15 protein-coding genes are annotated in these 15,727 nt (G+C 43.7%); 6 read left to right on the top strand and 9 right to left on the bottom strand.

Going from position 1 to position 15,727, the window contains the following annotated elements; all coding sequences use genetic code 11:
- Positions 1-153: 153 nt before the first annotated feature.
- The 6 genes from AACS00_RS06330 to AACS00_RS06355 form a co-directional block, all read right to left on the bottom strand.
- Positions 154-549: a SulA-like leucine-rich domain-containing protein gene (locus tag AACS00_RS06330; RefSeq protein WP_110167041.1), complete on the bottom strand. Its 396-nt coding sequence runs from the start codon at positions 547-549 to the stop codon at positions 154-156.
- A 266-nt stretch (positions 550-815) separates the two neighbouring features.
- Complete coding sequence (locus AACS00_RS06335) at positions 816-1,001, bottom strand: hypothetical protein (RefSeq protein WP_072669256.1); 186 nt, start codon at positions 999-1,001, stop codon at positions 816-818.
- A gap of 153 nt (positions 1,002-1,154) precedes the next feature.
- A complete protein-coding gene (locus AACS00_RS06340) occupies positions 1,155-2,165 on the bottom strand; it encodes a J domain-containing protein (protein WP_110166849.1) in 1,011 nt (336 codons plus the stop codon).
- Between the two features lie 118 nt (positions 2,166-2,283).
- Positions 2,284-2,952, bottom strand: a complete 669-nt coding sequence (locus AACS00_RS06345; protein ID WP_072669254.1) for an OmpA family protein — start codon at positions 2,950-2,952, stop codon at positions 2,284-2,286.
- Positions 2,953-3,189: 237 nt separating this feature from the next.
- Complete coding sequence (locus tag AACS00_RS06350) at positions 3,190-3,873, bottom strand: DUF2786 domain-containing protein (protein WP_110166850.1); 684 nt, start codon at positions 3,871-3,873, stop codon at positions 3,190-3,192.
- Between the two features lie 201 nt (positions 3,874-4,074).
- Positions 4,075-4,764, bottom strand: coding sequence for a DUF3334 family protein (locus AACS00_RS06355; RefSeq protein ID WP_181397487.1), 690 nt, complete (start codon positions 4,762-4,764; stop codon positions 4,075-4,077).
- Positions 4,765-5,039: 275 nt separating this feature from the next.
- On the opposite strand from AACS00_RS06355, the gene ydiJ reads away from it, so the two are divergent.
- The gene (ydiJ, locus tag AACS00_RS06360) at positions 5,040-8,108 is read left to right on the top strand and encodes a D-2-hydroxyglutarate dehydrogenase YdiJ (protein ID WP_181397489.1); all 3,069 of its coding nucleotides are present in this window, start codon (positions 5,040-5,042) and stop codon (positions 8,106-8,108) included.
- 53 nt (positions 8,109-8,161) lie between these two features.
- Positions 8,162-8,623 (top strand): methyltransferase family protein, encoded by a 462-nt coding sequence (locus AACS00_RS06365; protein WP_110166853.1) that lies wholly within the window; start codon positions 8,162-8,164, stop codon positions 8,621-8,623.
- Between the two features lie 34 nt (positions 8,624-8,657).
- Here AACS00_RS06365 and AACS00_RS06370 read toward each other — a convergent pair whose 3' ends face one another.
- Positions 8,658-9,383 (bottom strand): DUF3581 domain-containing protein, encoded by a 726-nt coding sequence (locus AACS00_RS06370; RefSeq protein WP_110166854.1) that lies wholly within the window; start codon positions 9,381-9,383, stop codon positions 8,658-8,660.
- A gap of 210 nt (positions 9,384-9,593) precedes the next feature.
- On the opposite strand from AACS00_RS06370, the gene AACS00_RS06375 reads away from it, so the two are divergent.
- Both AACS00_RS06375 and AACS00_RS06380 read left to right on the top strand, forming a co-directional pair.
- Positions 9,594-9,740 carry a DUF2256 domain-containing protein gene (locus AACS00_RS06375; RefSeq protein ID WP_110166855.1) on the top strand — a complete coding sequence of 49 codons (147 nt, stop codon included), beginning with the start codon at positions 9,594-9,596 and terminating at the stop codon, positions 9,738-9,740.
- Positions 9,737-11,215 carry an FAD-binding domain-containing protein gene (locus AACS00_RS06380; protein WP_110166856.1) on the top strand — a complete coding sequence of 493 codons (1,479 nt, stop codon included), beginning with the start codon at positions 9,737-9,739 and terminating at the stop codon, positions 11,213-11,215. The genes AACS00_RS06375 and AACS00_RS06380 overlap by 4 nt, the downstream gene beginning before the upstream one ends.
- Before the next feature lie 243 nt (positions 11,216-11,458).
- Here AACS00_RS06380 and AACS00_RS06385 read toward each other — a convergent pair whose 3' ends face one another.
- Positions 11,459-12,085 (bottom strand): short chain dehydrogenase, encoded by a 627-nt coding sequence (locus AACS00_RS06385; protein WP_072669246.1) that lies wholly within the window; start codon positions 12,083-12,085, stop codon positions 11,459-11,461.
- A 99-nt stretch (positions 12,086-12,184) separates the two neighbouring features.
- Between AACS00_RS06385 and AACS00_RS06390 the strand changes: the two genes are divergently transcribed.
- Complete coding sequence (locus AACS00_RS06390) at positions 12,185-13,075, top strand: LysR family transcriptional regulator (RefSeq protein WP_110166857.1); 891 nt, start codon at positions 12,185-12,187, stop codon at positions 13,073-13,075.
- Between the two features lie 399 nt (positions 13,076-13,474).
- Positions 13,475-14,053: a YagU family protein gene (locus AACS00_RS06395; RefSeq protein WP_240004040.1), complete on the top strand. Its 579-nt coding sequence runs from the start codon at positions 13,475-13,477 to the stop codon at positions 14,051-14,053.
- A gap of 111 nt (positions 14,054-14,164) precedes the next feature.
- On the opposite strand, the gene hutH is transcribed toward AACS00_RS06395, so the two are convergent.
- Positions 14,165-15,715: a histidine ammonia-lyase gene (hutH, locus tag AACS00_RS06400; protein ID WP_110166858.1), complete on the bottom strand. Its 1,551-nt coding sequence runs from the start codon at positions 15,713-15,715 to the stop codon at positions 14,165-14,167.
- Positions 15,716-15,727: the final 12 nt, after the last annotated feature.

Raw genomic sequence — 15,727 nt, forward strand, 5'->3', positions numbered from 1 at the left:
GTTGACAAGAAAGACCCTTTGGTCTGCAAACCGAACATTGGGTCTTGTTTATTGCACGCATCATACCAGAACTATTTTCTGTCGCCAGATAAAAAGCAAACGTTTGCTTTGATAGGGTATCGATAAACTCTGTGTCTGTTTTAAGTATGGTGACTAATGGAAGATCGGTGAGGTTTCATTCAGGAAAAAAACTTCACACTGGTGCAGCTTTGCCATCTGTTGTAAACGACGCTGATTAACTTTATCGATATTTGCCGAGGCAACAATGGCACTGGCATTACCCGATTTAATGGCTTTGATCACTGTGTCTATTTCAGAGTCGGAGTGTGAAGCCTTCATATGAATAATTTTATGACACTGAATCCGGTGCATACTTAATTGTTGATAGCGAGGACGTGGACATTGTGCTGTATAGAGAATCCATTGGCGTTGTTCGGATAACTGCGCCAAACGAGATAATATAGGATGATTGAGTTGTGGCACGCAGTGGCGATTGACCGAGCAAGAGTCATAAATAGTATCTGAATAATGGAAGGTCGTGTTAAGCATAATACTGTCCTCATATACATGCTGTATGAATACACAGTAATCTGGGTATGGATATTGATCAAGCAATAATTGTGTTTGTTTTTTGTCCATTATTGGTATTTAGCTAGGACTTTTATCCTAGATGATTGATAAATAAGCGGTTGTTTTTTGAACGAGAGAGTAAGCCAAAGATGTGAATTTGTGATCAAATTGGCAGTTTATGAAAGGAGGAGAGAGAACAAGCAAAATGTTATGGAACAAAAAAGCGCCCTGATGGCGCTTTAGGATTAGGACGCTTGGTGTATTTGTCGTTCACGGAAGGCAAGTTCATCAAGGTTGAATAATCTGACGTCCATTTTTGCCAGATCATGACAATTTGGACAAGAATAATGCGCTTTACCATCAATATATTCATGCTTGGTTAATTGGTTTGACAGTTTGCACCAATCGCACACACCGCTCACAGTAAACATCACTTTTGCCACCTTATTCTGTTTGGTGTTTAATCTGTGCAGATTATCGCACATGCTTAGTAATTAAGTTAAGTATCTGTTACTGAGTTTGCGATGCTAATCGTTTGCTTAGTGATTTATTTAGAAGGGGTTGCGATATGGTTGTTATAAATACTAACCTTTGTTTAACTTTTGAGTAATGATTTTTATTGCGCCGTTCAGGCGTTTCATCTCTTCTTCGCTGCCTTGCAGATCGGGATGATAGATCTTACTCAACTGCTTATAGCGCTGTTTGATGGTTTTTTCATCGGGTAATCGATGAGGGTGGAAACCGAGTAACGCACAGGCCAAAGAAAAAGTCTGATCGTGTTGATGATGGGTTTGCTGCTGTTGTTGTTTTTTAAACTCTTGATAGAGTTTATCAAGTTGACGTTTTTGTTGTTTAATGACGGCGGCTTGTTGTTGAAGTTGCTCTTTTTGCTCCAGATTCAATTGTTCAGCTTGATGCTGTTGTTTGGTTTTGATTGAACGGTAGAGAGACAAGATGCCCATAATTAACAATAGGCCAATTAAAACGAATAAAAAATCGCTCATCAACGACATCGTATGATCTTGAGTCTGGCGTTCTTGTAACGCCTTATCTTCGTCCTCGTTCCTTAAATCGTCCTGTTGCGCTTGTATTTCGAGATTTTGTAAGGCAATTAATTGATTGGCTCGGCGTTGATTGAATCGTTGTTGTAATAGCTCATTGTAGCGCTGTTCACCTAACGGATGACGATCGGCAATACTGTGATACCAAATTTCCGCCATGATCAAGGATTGCGGAATATATTCTCCTTGCTGATATAAACGCCCAATCGCTAAAGCGGCTTCAGCATCACCTAAGGTGGCTGATTTTGTATACCAAAGTAGGGCCTGAGTTGAATCAACAGGGTGGCCTAGCCCTTGTAAATAAGCGTCGGCTAGCGATGTCATAGCGGGTTGATAGCCGCGCTCCGCTGCTTGTAGAAACCAGTAGTAGGCTTGATCTGGCTGCTGCGTTTGTTGATAACTTAATGCTAATTGAAATTGTGCTTCAGGATTACCTAAACGAGCTTGTTGGCGAACTTCGTTGGTTTGTGCGACAAGAGGTGATGAACACACCAAGGTGAAGAACAGCAGTAACCAGGGTGATAAAAGGTGCATGCTTAGCGTGTCCTAATGAGTTGAAGTTGGAGTAACAGCATCGCCAGTAATAAGAAAAAGGCCCAATGATAGGCCTTTTAAGTATACTCTTGTTCACTCAACTTGCCTTGTTGAAGGTTTATTTTAGCGGCAAAATTTGAATGTCTACCCTGCGGTTACAAGCACGACCTTCCACGGTACTGTTAGTACAAATTGGGAAGCGAGAACCATTGCCTCGCGCAATAGCGCGTCCCGGAGCGACACCTTGCGACAATAAGAAGCTGCGTACTGACTCAGCACGACGTTCTGATAGCACTTGGTTAGTGGTATCCCCACCAGTACTATCGGTATGTCCATCAATCACTAAACTTGTGTCTGGATATTCAACAAGAATTTTGGCTACACCGCGTAGTGTACGATGAATACTTGAGTCGAGCTGATAAGAGTTGGTTTGGAAACCGATGCCGTTTTCCATACGCAATAAAAGTTGGTTGTCGCCGACACGTTGAACTTGTACGCCTGAATGAAGTAACTCTTCTCGTAAAGCGGCTTCTTGTTGATCAAAATAGTAACCGACGCCACCCCCGACAGCAGCTCCACCCGTCGCACCAATTAAAGCGCGTTGACGACGCTGCTTCGCGTTATCTCCGGTAGCCAAACCTGCTGCCGCACCCGCTACGGCACCAATTAATGCTCCACGAGTGGCTGCATTCGTTTCTGTTTCGCCCGTTGTAGCATTTTGCCTTTGTGTAGCCGCACAGCCAGATAATGTGATGACCAATGCCATCGCCAAAGTAATTTTTTTCAATGTTTTCTCTCCGTGTTGGCAGTATGAGTTTATTTCCGCTGATATGCTGCACTAAGTAATTAAGCTTTATAACCTTAAAATATTCAAGCTTTACTCTGGGTCAATCAATAGTTAGGACGATAGGGAAGACGTTTCTGTCCACTGGAGTTTGAAATAAACAAAACTTATCGAATAAAGTCAATCCATCGAGCTAAATTTTACATTTGTATCACTTGATTGCCGCTAATACGTGCAAGGCTATTTCAGTCGTTTTGGCGCTTGTGCTCCATCAATCGGCCGATTAACGGAAACTTTACGGCCTTTCTTGAGTCCGACTTCATAATCTGCAGTGATGTTTTTCATCGCATCACGTAGCTGTTGCTTAAAGGTTTCTCGATCAATATTTTCGAACTCTTTATCAATGTAACTGTTGATTTTATTCATCGAGTTTTCATCGGGGGTAATGGTTGGTAATTTTTCTAGTGCGCCTTCTACCCAACCTGATAGGAATGAATTGACGCGCCGCGAAACTTCAGTCGCAGGTGTTCCACTGCCTGCAAAACTGTTGCGAAACTGCCCAGTCTGTTCATTCATTTCACGATAAACAATATCAAAAGCAAAAGCAGCAAAAATGGCTCTGTCTGCTTCACCAATAAATTCGACGCGTTTTAACCCTTTATGATTAATCAGAACCGCTTCAACACCAAATTTGGTATTGATGCCACGAATAATGCGTAAAATGCCAGAACTGATCGAAGCGGGCAGAAGATGAGTTGATTGGGTTTTGCCCATTTTAATAAACTCAATATCGTCTTTATCCAACCCATATTTGAGCATCAGCCGATGGGCCATTTTGATCGCGTTGGCCGCTTCATTGACATTAGCGGAGTTACCTAACTCTAGGCATTTAGCTATTTTTTTTAAGGCTTTTTGTTTATCCATCGAATTATAAAATCGGTTCCGCAGCGCTAAGAAAAGTCAGCTATTTTACCGTTTTTATCTAAGGAGTGAAAGGGATGCTAGGCATTCGTTGACAGATGGGGCGAATTAACCAGTCATTAGAGATTATCTTGATGCTAACTTGAAGCTATCGCTCGGTGTGTGAGCGACAGCTTCAAGCATGATTGATGATAAGTGTAAGAATTAGATACCGAGCTCATCTAGCAGATCCGCAGAGAGATCGCCATTCGATTGGTTAGCCGTTTTCGTTGCCGCTTTATGGGCCATTTTTTGTTGTGTATCTTCGAGAATAGAATCAGGACTTTCATCTTCTTGAATTTCAAAATCTTCCAATTGGATAAACTCAGTGCGATCCATCGCGAGCTCTAAATAGAAAATATTATTATTTTCGGTCGAGAAGGTAACGCGGCGTGCTTGTGGGCGATCTAAGTTAGTATCTACCGATAAGTTGACTTGCTTGTTCAGCGATAACATCTTTGGTTGGTTTTGGGTGATGTTGGTTTGTAACTCTTTGCGCACTTTATTGGTGAAATCACCCACCAGTTGGTTCATCAGTTCACCGAGTACATCACCGACTTCGTCGGAGGTATGTAATACCGCGAGCTCATCTTCTGGCATGCCCATGTTGCGCATGTATTGGGTATACACTTCTAAAGCGGCTTTTGCGGTAAAGTTAATTACGACCAAACCAGAAAATCCGCCATCAAATAACACAAAACAACCGAAATCGGGTTTGAGGGACGTTTTGGTGATTTTTTGCACCATGGCTGAGTAGGTAATGTTCGATCCTGTGGCTGAGGAGAGTACGTTTGAAACTGATTGGCAAAGTTTCAAGAGAATATCTTCTGTGGTAACGACTTTATTTTTTTTCATATCTATGTCCATGAATGTGTCAGGGCTAAGTGGTTAATCAGTGACCGCTTAGGAAAATAGGCGACGAAAATGTCTCTTTATTTACTTAACGATAGCTGGATTTGGCTGGCCTTCAACTCTTTCGTTATCTTAAAAATGGCTTAACTCTATTGTTGTTAAGATTCTGATTTGATCACTGATTTAAATGTTGTAAAGTGACCGAATTCAAAAAATAAATTAAAAACTCACCCATTACACACTGCTGATTGGATCAGCGTAGTTCGGGCAGGAAGCAAATGTTACCAAGACTTCACCTCCAATCTGATGTTGATCCGGTTGTTTTAACCTTTTTACATGAGTTAAAAACAGCTGGGTTTACGGGCGATATCGAAACACAGTATGCCAGTCGTTTAGCCGTGTCTACTGATAACAGCGTTTATCAGCAACTTCCACAAGCGGTTGTCCACCCCAAAACCAGCCATGATGTTTCGCTTATCGGTCAATTAAGTATTAGACCAGAATTCGAACGAGTCACGTTTTCTCCGCGTGGAGGCGGCACTGGCACCAATGGTCAAGCCTTAACCAAAGGGATTGTGGTTGACTTATCTCGCCATATGAATCAAATCCTTGAAATTAATTCAGAGCAAGGTTGGGTTAGGGTTCAGGCTGGTGTGATTAAAGATCAACTGAATGATGCGGTGCGCCCTTATGGCTATTTTTTCTCACCGGATCTCTCGACCAGTAACCGAGCTACATTGGGTGGCATGATTAATACCGATGCTTCAGGCCAAGGTTCACTGAAATACGGTAAAACGTCCGATCACGTGCTTTCGCTGCAAGCGGTATTTGCCGATGGTTCAATATTAGAAACTGACGGCTCACGGGGCAACCCGCAAGCCAATAGCTATGCTGAAAAAGCCATGCAAGTTACCGAAGCCGTCTGCCGTAACCAGCGAGAGCAGATAGTCGCCAAGTTTCCGCCTTTAAACCGTTTCTTGACCGGTTATGATTTAAAAAATGCCCTTGATGAACAAACGGGGGAATTTAATATCACCCGTGTACTGTGCGGCGCAGAAGGTTCATTGGCTTTCATTACTGAAGCGAAACTCAATCTCACGCCAATTCCTAAAGCGCGCACGTTAGTCAATATCAAATATGACAGTTTTGACTCGGCATTACGTAATGCGCCGCTAATGATTGAAGCCAATGCACTATCGGTTGAGACGCTAGATTCAAACGTGCTTAATTTAGCTAAGCAAGATATTGTTTGGCACAGCGTCAGTGACTTATTGACCGATGTTCCGGGCAAGGAATTACTCGGCATCAATATGGTTGAATATGCAGACCAAGACCCAGAGCAGGTAAAACAATTAGTCACGCAATTGACCCAGCGTTTAGATGTGATGATCAGTCAGCAGCAAGCGGGGATTATTGGTTATCAAGTGTGTGATGATTTAGCCAGCATTAACCGTATTTATACCATGCGTAAAAAAGCGGTGGGTTTATTGGGCGCGGCCAAAGGACGAGCTAAACCGGTTCCGTTTACTGAAGATACTTGTGTACCACCGGAGCACCTGGCGGATTTTATTAGTGAATTTCGCGCGCTGCTTGATGAAAAAGGTCTCAGTTACGGTATGTTTGGTCATGTGGATGCGGGGGTATTGCATGTGCGTCCCGCCCTTGATTTATGCGATCCCAAGCAAGAATTGATGATGCATGAGATCTCCGATCAAGTCGTTAAGTTGGTGGCCAAATACGGCGGTTTAATGTGGGGGGAACACGGTAAAGGCTATCGATCTGAATATGGACCTGAGTTTTTCGGAGCCGAACTCTTTACCGAATTACGCCGAGTAAAAGCGGCGTTTGACCCGCACAATAAGATGAATCCCGGTAAGATTTGTACGCCGCTTAATAGCAGTTTCGAGTTGGTTAAAGTATCGGATACCAAGCGTGGCTATTTTGATCGGCAGATTGCCGTTAAAGTCCGTGATAGCTTTAAGCAAGCGATGGAATGTAACGGCAATGGGCTATGTTTTAACTACGATACCAGCTCTCCGATGTGTCCATCGATGAAGGTCACTGCCGACCGTCGTCATTCACCGAAAGGTCGAGCGGGTTTAGTGCGTGAGTGGTTGCGCCAACTGACTGAGCAAGGGATTGATATCCTCGATTTAGAACAACAAGCTTTGCAGAAAACAGCCAGTGTTAAAACGCTACTGGATCGCGTTCGGCAGCGTATTCGTCCCTCCCATGAGTATGATTTCTCTCATGAAGTGTATGAAGCGATGAATGGTTGTTTAGCTTGTAAGGCTTGCGCTAGTCAATGCCCAATTAAAGTGGATGTGCCGAGTTTTCGTTCCCGTTTCTTAAATATTTATCACACTCGCTACCCACGTCCGGTTAAAGATTACTTAGTCGCGAACATTGAAACCATGTTACCGCTGATGGCGAAAGCGCCACAAATGGTTAATGCGGTTATTGGTCAACCATGGGTTGAGCGCTTAACGGCGGCGACAGTCGGTTATGTCGATACCCCCCGATTATCTATTCCGACCTTAGCGGCACGCGCTCGTCGCCATAATATTGTGCCGTTTGATCGCCAACAATTGATGGCGCTTTCTCAGCAACAGCGCTCTGAACATGTGATTATCGTACAAGACCCGTTCACCAGTTATTATGATGCGCAGGTGGTGGAAGATTTTATCGCTCTGGTCATTAAGCTGGGTAAAAAGCCCGTCTTGCTGCCATTTAAGCCCAACGGTAAAGCGCAACATATTAAGGGTTTTTTACAACGCTTTAAGAGTACAGCAACCAGTACGGCTGGTTTTTTATCGCAAGTTGCGGATCTTAATATTGCTATGGTTGGGGTTGATCCAGCTCTAGTGCTTTGTTATCGCGATGAATACGTGGAAATTTTGGGCCAACAACGGGGTGAGTTCGAAGTGCTTACTGCACATGAATGGTTATTGCCACGTTTGGTTGAGATACCATCACCAGCCAACGTTACTCAAGCGAATATTGATCAAGGACAGGCACCACAAGCGCCTTGGTATTTATTGGCGCATTGTACCGAAAAAACCAAGTTACCTAATGCTGAAAAGGAGTGGGGACAGATCTTCAGTCATTTTGGTGCCAAGTTGCAGACCGTACCTGTAGGTTGCTGTGGTATGGCGGGTACCTTTGGTCATGAAGTCGATAAGCTACAGATGTCGAAAGACATTTATGGCTTAAGCTGGCAGCCAAGTTTGGATAAACTGCCTAAAGAACGCTGTTTGATGACGGGTTATTCTTGTCGCAGCCAAGTGAAACGCTTTGAGGAAATCCAGCCAAGGCATCCTATCCAAGCTTTATTAGAGATCTTGTAACTAACGTTAACGGTCATCTTCGGATGGCCGTTTAACTGATGAGGAGGGGAGTTATGCGTTATTTGGAACTGAAAATTCCACCGGTGGCATTGTTTATCGTGGCAGTGGTACTTTGTAATCGGTTAGCGTATCTATTTAGTTTTGCCGATCTTGCGCTTCCATATACTAAGCTCATCTTTGCCTTGTGCGTTATGTTATCGGGAGTAGTCGGTATTTCTGCCGTTGTACAATTTCGTCGGGCAAATACTACGGTCAATCCAACCAAACCGGATCAAGCTTCTACTGTTGTCGATTCAGGGATCTTTAACTACAGCCGTAATCCTATGTATTTAGCATTACTATTGCTACTGATTGGCATCGCTTATTGGCATCACAACATAGTGAGTTTATTGGTTGTTTTTGGGTTTATTGGTTATATGAATCGGTTTCAGATCCAGCCTGAGGAGCGAGTATTAGAGCGGGTGTTTGGTGAGCGTTATACTCATTATAAAGCGCGAGTTAGGCGTTGGATATGATATAGCTCCACCGATAGTGGCGGAGCTGAAATGATTAGGCAGCTTGTGATAACTCTGCCAGAAAACGCACTTTGCGGTCGTTAAAGCGCTGCACTAAATCATCAATATCGGCTTGGTTATAAGGCTTTAATCCACTGGCAACCATACGTTTGATGCCTTTACCGACTAATTGGCCTTGATCTTTAAAGGTAAAATTCAAGGTCACGACGCCTCGTTTACCATCCACGTCGAAGGTTGCGCCACTAAATTCAACTTCTGGATGACTAAGATCTAATCGCTCAAATTCCACTTCCATACTTTCATAAATCACCAATGGACGCTGGCAGTTGATCATCACTTGTTGCTGCTCCATCAGTGGCACCATAATGTGAGGAAAGTTCATACCGGAAAACTGGACATAACTTTTTATCACATGCTCAATAAACACGGCATCGTGGGAAACTTCTCCCTCGCGTTGCATTAATAAATATTCTTTACCAGATTCATCCACCAACGCACTCATTTGGCTGCATTGATTTTCAACATGCAGCGCAATGCCATCACTGACCATGCCGGAGAAAGTAAAGCGCATTTTTTGGCTAATACCGTTCTTTTTCAAAAGTACTGCAAACAGCAGATCGCCGGGGACACAAAAACGCTTACTGTCTTCGTCGTGGATCGGATTGAAATCACCAGCCACTTTTTTAGCAAAATGGCTCGCTTGTTGGCGAGTAAATTGAAATTGATGTTCAGCAGATGAAAAATAAGGTTTAAGCAGCATAATCAACACTTGTTCATAAAAACTGTTGCCGATTATAGCCCCAAGAAAAGTTTTAATGGTCCAATCAGTGTTAAATTGTTCACAATTTGTGCCTTTTAACTAAAAGAAAGGTTTTTTAGCTTATAAAACAGCATGTTTTTAGCTAAAACCGTGATCGTGATTGAAAAGCTTCACGTAGTTAATGTCACGATAACTCATTGAATGATAATAATGACAAGTCATCAAAAGGCCTTTTTACCTGAAAAACTCTGTGTAGTGTGTAAGCGCCCCTTTCGTTGGCGGAAGAAATGGCAACGTTGTTGGGACGAAGTGAACTATTGTTCAGAGCGTTGTCGTCGTCAGCGGGGTAAAGCATGATCAGCCCTCCAGCCATCAACATTGTTTGGTTCAAGCGTGATTTACGTTTAAGTGATCACCCCCCCTTGTGCGCTGCATTAGAGAGTGGAATACCGACGCTCTTGGTGTATTTCTTTGAACCCATACTGCTCAATGATCGTCATTATTCTGAGCGACATTGGCGTTTTTTCTGGCAATCACTGCAAGATATCAATCAAAAGCTCGCTCCATTTGGTCATCAGCTACTGATTGCCAATGTCTCAGCTGAGCAAGGTTTGGCGACACTAGCGGCACACTTTTCCATTCAAGGTCTTTATTCTCATCAGGAGGTTGGCCTTGCTAATACTTTCGAACGTGATATCGCCATTCAGCATTGGTGTACAGAGCAGGGGATAACTTGGCATCAAAGTGCTTATGGCGCCGTACGCCGCGCGGCAACTCACCGTCAAGGTTGGGATAAGCACTGGCAAGCGATTATGCGAGCACCATTGGCAATGCCGAATTTAACCGCACAGAGGTTAATTTCTGTTTGTGCTACCGATTTAGGTTTGGATGACGGTATACCTGCAGCTTGGCAGCGCAAAGAGAAAGGGTTTCAAACGGGCGGTGAGACACTGGCTAAACAGACCTTAGACGATTTCTTTCAGCGCCGAGCAAAAAATTATTATTTCCAGCTATCGAGTCCATCACTGGCTCGCGTGTCATGTTCACGTATGTCCCCTTATCTTGCATGGGGGAATATCTCATTGCGCGAGATGTATCAAACGCTACTCAGTTATTGGAATGCTGCTGGCCTAAGACGTAGCTTAATTGCACTGGCTTCACGATTACACTGGCATTGCCATTTTATACAGAAGTTTGAGTCGGAATGTGAGATGGAGTTTCGCTGCGTAAACCGTGCTTATGAGCCGCTTCTGGCGCAAGCGTGTCAGCCAGATATAGAAGTTATTGAAGCTTGGAAAAGCTGCCAAACCGGTATTCCGTTAGTCGATGCTTGTATGCGTTGTTTGTATCATACCGGTTATTTAAACTTTCGTATGCGCGCCATGTTGGTGAGTGTGTTGACTCATCATATGAATCAAGATTGGCGTGCGGGAGTTGAGCATTTAGCACAACTCTTTTTAGATTTTGAACCTGGTATTCATTATGCTCAATTTCAAATGCAGGCAGGGGTGACTGGGATCAATACCATTCGAATTTATAATCCGATCAAACAAGCTCAAGAGCATGACGCGCAAGGTGTTTTTATTCGGCAGTGGGTATCTGAACTGGCAGAAGTACCACTATCTTTGCTGTTTGAACCATGGCAAATGAGTCCGATGGAAGCCATGATGTATCAATTGCCCGCCGATAGTCGCTATTTAAACCCTGTGATTGATGTGGCAACTTGCGCTAAGCAAGCGCGAGATAGGTTATGGACTTGGCGCAAACGAGAAGATGTTAATCGTGAAGCTCAGCGTATTCTTGCCATTCACGCGCGGGTGAATATGAGGTAATGGGGATTTTTGTACAAAGACGGGGGCTGGGTTAGCTAAATGTATAGTACGTATTTGTTCAGTTTTCTGATCTTTGGCCAAATTTTGACGGTATTCCAGTTACTAGGTGTATTATTTTTTGGATAATCTGGTATCGAAACTGACCCGAACATTTGGTCGCAGACCAAGCAAATACATTGCTTGATCTGCATTGACAGTGAGCAACTGAGTCTCTGCTATTTGAGTATTGCTTAGCAAAGATGCTTAGACACTCATCACTCCATAATTAGAGAAGGCTTTTAAAATTCGGCCATTTTCTCGCCCCAGCGCAGACCGCATGTAGACTTGAGCTAAACTCTCAGCATCAATCGATACGAAACTAGGGAAATACTCCTGATAGGTTCCCAAAGATTCCGTTAATACCGTTGGGCTGACAATGTTAATCCTTTGCTTTGAGGGTAATTCAGCAACAACAGCAGAGACAAAATGTTCAAGCGCGCCATTAATGGTCGCCGCACTGACGCCATCCTTAATTGGAACATCGGCAATAATTCCACTAGTCAGAGTGATACTCCCTTCAGCGTTAAGATAACGACTGCCAATTTGTGTTAACTGAATTTGCCCAAGCAGTTTGCTCTTGAAACCTTGGATCCAGTCATCATGTGTCAGCATGTCAAACGGCTTAAACGCGACTTCCCCCATGGTAGCAATAATGGCATCCACATTGCCTATTTGCGCAAAACCTTTCTGCAGTGATCCGACATCTCGAAGATCCATAAAAACATCACCTTGTGAACGATTGACCTCAATAACTTCATGCCCGTTATTTCTGAATAGTTTAACAACCCCTTGCCCAACTTTACCTGCAGATCCAACAATAACAACTTTCATCGTACACCTCTTAATTAATACAGAAACAATACTAGTATTAGTAAAAAGGCTAAAAAAGCGCTTAAAATAACTACATTGTTGTAAAAATGAATCCAATATATGAATCTCACCCATCTACAATCGTTCATGGCTGTCACGAAACTGAGTAGCTTTAGTGCTGCCGCAGAACAATTAGATATTTCCAAAGGACAGCTATCAAGGCATGTAAAATCGCTAGAGCAAGTGATGGGATGTCAGTTAATGCATAGAACAACTCGACGACTATCATTAACTGAAGCAGGCCAAGCTTTATATGAGAAAGCTTGTGAGATTGATAGCCTAGCTCATGAAGCCGAACAGATCATAAAAGATCTCACTCAAGATAATTGTGGAAAGCTAAAACTGACCGCACCCAACGAGTTGGGCAACAAATTACTTCACCCCATGCTAGGTAAATTTCTCGCGGCTTATCCTCAAGTGAGATTGGAATTGTGTTTTGAAAGGTCTTTACAAGATATTGAGTTTGGTAGTTTTGATCTTGGCTTGCGTACTACACTCGCGCACAGCGACAATCTTATTGCCCGTTTTCTAGGTCGCATTCGCTATGTGTTAGTTGCATCCCCTGAGTATTTACAATCACAGTCGATCTTGCATCCCAATGAACTGCAAGCGCATCAACTGCTCTCTTCTGGTGAAAGTGAATGGCTTTTAACTCAACAACAGGATCAACTATGTGAAGTCGCCGTTGCTCCCATAGTGAGAAGTTCAAACTATGCCACCACTCATTTATTAACTTTAAGTGGGCTTGGTATCGCAATGCTGCCGTTCTACCTAGTAGAAGAAGAGGTGGAAAAGCGCAATTTAATCGTCCTTTTACCACAGTGGCAAATCGCACCTTATGAACTTTACATGGTATATGCTAAGCAAAGGTTATACCCCAAAAAGTTACGAGATTTGCAGGAGACTATTTTTCAATGGTTTCAAGATAACCCTAATTATCTGATCCAGTAAAAAGTGTTGACTAGAGAACGCTTTTTATATCGTTACTTGGCAAAATTAATGATAGGACACTAAGTTATTATATGCATTAATCGTTCCTTTTTTCGTCGCGCATGGGTCGATTTGATGAATAACAGAGTTATTCGATGCATACCCACAAATATTATCCCTTGAATTTCTAGAATTTGCAGTCATTAGCTTGGAGTGAGTTGGGCACTTTATGCCTTGTTAATGATTTATTCAGGTATGTAGAAAGTTATAGTTATTTTGCAGTATGCACATAACTACAGCTACACTGAAATCACATGAGCATATGATGTTTACTGCACAGCTATCTTCGAAACCAACAGTGGATGGTCGTGTTTTTACTGACAGTGCAAGAAATTGCGCGAGCCAAAAAGGATCTCGAGAATGTCCTCTCAAAATATGAATAGATTTGATTTTATTTTCGACAAAAAAAATGCCATGGTTTTGGTGCTTGCTACCTTTATTGGGGGCTTTATTAGTTCTCTCGTAAAATCAGGTACTGAGGCTAATATGCCGCCACGTATAGCGGGTGAAATATCGCCGCCTGCCGCGAATATTGATGCTTGGTTAGGATGGCTAGGAGTAAACTCTCATTCGCTGGATTATGTTTATCAAGGCATTACTATCCCTGGTGCGGTTATGCTTTATCACTGGCTATTTAGTTTTGCTTTTGCCTTTGTTTATATTTTTATCTCAGCCATAGTACCCAAGATAAGACTTTGGTACGGGATGGCGTACGGAATTATAATTACCTTAGTTATGCATGGCCTATTGATCCCAGCATTAGGTTTTCGACATCCTGCGTATCTTGACGGGCAAGTAGGATGGTTATGGAATCTTAATGGTTATGAGTTTTGGAGCGAAATGATCGGCCATGTTTGCTGGTCTGTTTCGATTGAGGTGAGCCTTATTGCCGTCTTAGCGCTGCTTGGAAAACCGATAATAGGTAATTGGGCGAAGTAGGTTGTTTATAATGGCGGACATTTTATAAGCTAATCGAATGCAAGCTGCGCTGATATAACACAGGGATTGATCTGCCGATCAATCCCTGTGTAAGTGGGTTACCTATGATTATCACATGGTTACATGATGAGTAACACTTGGCAGCAGTCCTTCAGGCATTAAACTATTATGCACCGCTTGTTTAAGTAACTCGTTCGCTTGTTGTATATCTGGTGCAAAGTAGCGGTCTTTATCATAAAACGGCACCTTGGCGCGTAATATCTGCTTGGCCAATTCAATACGTTCAGAAGAACGATGCGGCGCGCGAAAATCTAATCCTTGCGCAGCTGAGAGATATTCGACCGCCAAAATACCACGGGTATTTTCTGCCATATCACGCAGTCTTCTGGCGGCAAAGGTTGCCATGGAGACGTGATCTTCTTGATTCGCTGAAGTGGGTAAACTGTCAATCGAGGCAGGATGCGCATAGGTTTTATTTTCACTCGCTAGTGCGGCTGCGGTCACTTGGGCAATCATAAACCCTGAGTTAACGCCGCCATTATCGACCAAAAAGGGCGGTAATTTACTCAGCGCACTATCAATCAACAGCGCCATGCGCCTTTCTGACAAGCTACCGATTTCGGCGATGGCTAAAGCGAGGTTATCGGCCGCCATTGCCACTGGCTCGGCATGAAAGTTACCGCCAGAGATAATATCGCCATCATCAGCAAACACCAGAGGATTATCAGACACCGCATTCGCTTCAACGCACAGCACTTCCGCAGTTTGGCGAATTTGCTGTAAACATGCTCCCATTACTTGTGGTTGGCAGCGTAGCGAGTAGGGGTCTTGCACCTTTTCGCAGCCTGAATGTGAATCGCCAATTTCACTGCGGCTATCAAGTAGATGACGATAGGCGGCGGCAGCATCCATTTGGGTACGATGACCACGCACGCGATGTATGCGTGGGTCGAATTGCTTACGGCTGCCTAACGCCGCCTCGACGGACATGGCGCCGCAGACGGTTGCCGAGGCGAACAGATCTTCGGCCATAAATAAACCCTGCAGCGCGAAAGCTGTTGAGGCCTGAGTGCCATTGAGCAGCGCCAGTCCTTCTTTAGGTGCCAAAGTAATCGGTGATAGACCAGCAATGCGCAGTGCCTGAGCACCGTCAATGATCTCCCCTTGATAACGTGCCTGTCCCTCACCGAGCAATACGGTGCTCATGTGGGCGAGAGGAGCTAGGTCACCTGAAGCTCCCACCGAGCCTTTTTGCGGTACGCAGGGGTAGACTTGATGGTTAACTAAAGTGATTAAAGCTTCAATAACCGACAAACGTATGCCTGAGAAGCCGCGTGCTAAACTGTTAATTTTTAACACCATCATTAAACGCACGGTGTCATCATCCATCCATGCGCCAATGCCAGCAGCGTGGGAAAGGACAATACTTTTTTGCAGCGTTTCTAGATCTTCAGGGGCGATTTTGGTGTTAGCCAATAGGCCAAAACCGGTATTGATCCCGTACACGGTTCGGCCTTCTGTGATCACTTGCTCGACCACTTTGGTACTTTGTTCAATCGCCGGGACAGCACTGGGATCTAAACTCAAGCAGACAGGGGATGAGTTAATTTGGCGTAGCTGGCTCAACGTCATCTCGCCGGGAGTAATGGTTAAGTGATGCATGGGTTATCCTTA

Origin of the sequence: Vibrio sp. 11986-1-5 (assembly GCF_963878025.1) — a bacterium.
Classification (GTDB): domain Bacteria; phylum Pseudomonadota; class Gammaproteobacteria; order Enterobacterales; family Vibrionaceae; genus Vibrio; species Vibrio injensis.

What these genes read in the sequence shown, in the direction of transcription:
- AACS00_RS06330 (WP_110167041.1), bottom strand. Translation starts at nt 549, where the DNA reads ATGCTTAACACGACCTTCCATTATTCAGATACTATTTATGACTCTTGC.
- AACS00_RS06335 (WP_072669256.1), bottom strand. Translation starts at nt 1,001, where the DNA reads ATGTTTACTGTGAGCGGTGTGTGCGATTGGTGCAAACTGTCAAACCAA.
- AACS00_RS06340 (WP_110166849.1), bottom strand. Translation starts at nt 2,165, where the DNA reads ATGCACCTTTTATCACCCTGGTTACTGCTGTTCTTCACCTTGGTGTGT.
- AACS00_RS06350 (WP_110166850.1), bottom strand. Translation starts at nt 3,873, where the DNA reads ATGGATAAACAAAAAGCCTTAAAAAAAATAGCTAAATGCCTAGAGTTA.
- AACS00_RS06355 (WP_181397487.1), bottom strand. Translation starts at nt 4,764, where the DNA reads ATGAAAAAAAATAAAGTCGTTACCACAGAAGATATTCTCTTGAAACTT.
- ydiJ (WP_181397489.1), top strand. Translation starts at nt 5,040, where the DNA reads ATGTTACCAAGACTTCACCTCCAATCTGATGTTGATCCGGTTGTTTTA.
- AACS00_RS06365 (WP_110166853.1), top strand. Translation starts at nt 8,162, where the DNA reads ATGCGTTATTTGGAACTGAAAATTCCACCGGTGGCATTGTTTATCGTG.
- AACS00_RS06370 (WP_110166854.1), bottom strand. Translation starts at nt 9,383, where the DNA reads ATGCTGCTTAAACCTTATTTTTCATCTGCTGAACATCAATTTCAATTT.
- AACS00_RS06375 (WP_110166855.1), top strand. Translation starts at nt 9,594, where the DNA reads ATGACAAGTCATCAAAAGGCCTTTTTACCTGAAAAACTCTGTGTAGTG.
- AACS00_RS06380 (WP_110166856.1), top strand. Translation starts at nt 9,737, where the DNA reads ATGATCAGCCCTCCAGCCATCAACATTGTTTGGTTCAAGCGTGATTTA.
- AACS00_RS06385 (WP_072669246.1), bottom strand. Translation starts at nt 12,085, where the DNA reads ATGAAAGTTGTTATTGTTGGATCTGCAGGTAAAGTTGGGCAAGGGGTT.
- AACS00_RS06390 (WP_110166857.1), top strand. Translation starts at nt 12,185, where the DNA reads ATGAATCTCACCCATCTACAATCGTTCATGGCTGTCACGAAACTGAGT.
- AACS00_RS06395 (WP_240004040.1), top strand. Translation starts at nt 13,475, where the DNA reads ATGTCCTCTCAAAATATGAATAGATTTGATTTTATTTTCGACAAAAAA.
- hutH (WP_110166858.1), bottom strand. Translation starts at nt 15,715, where the DNA reads ATGCATCACTTAACCATTACTCCCGGCGAGATGACGTTGAGCCAGCTA.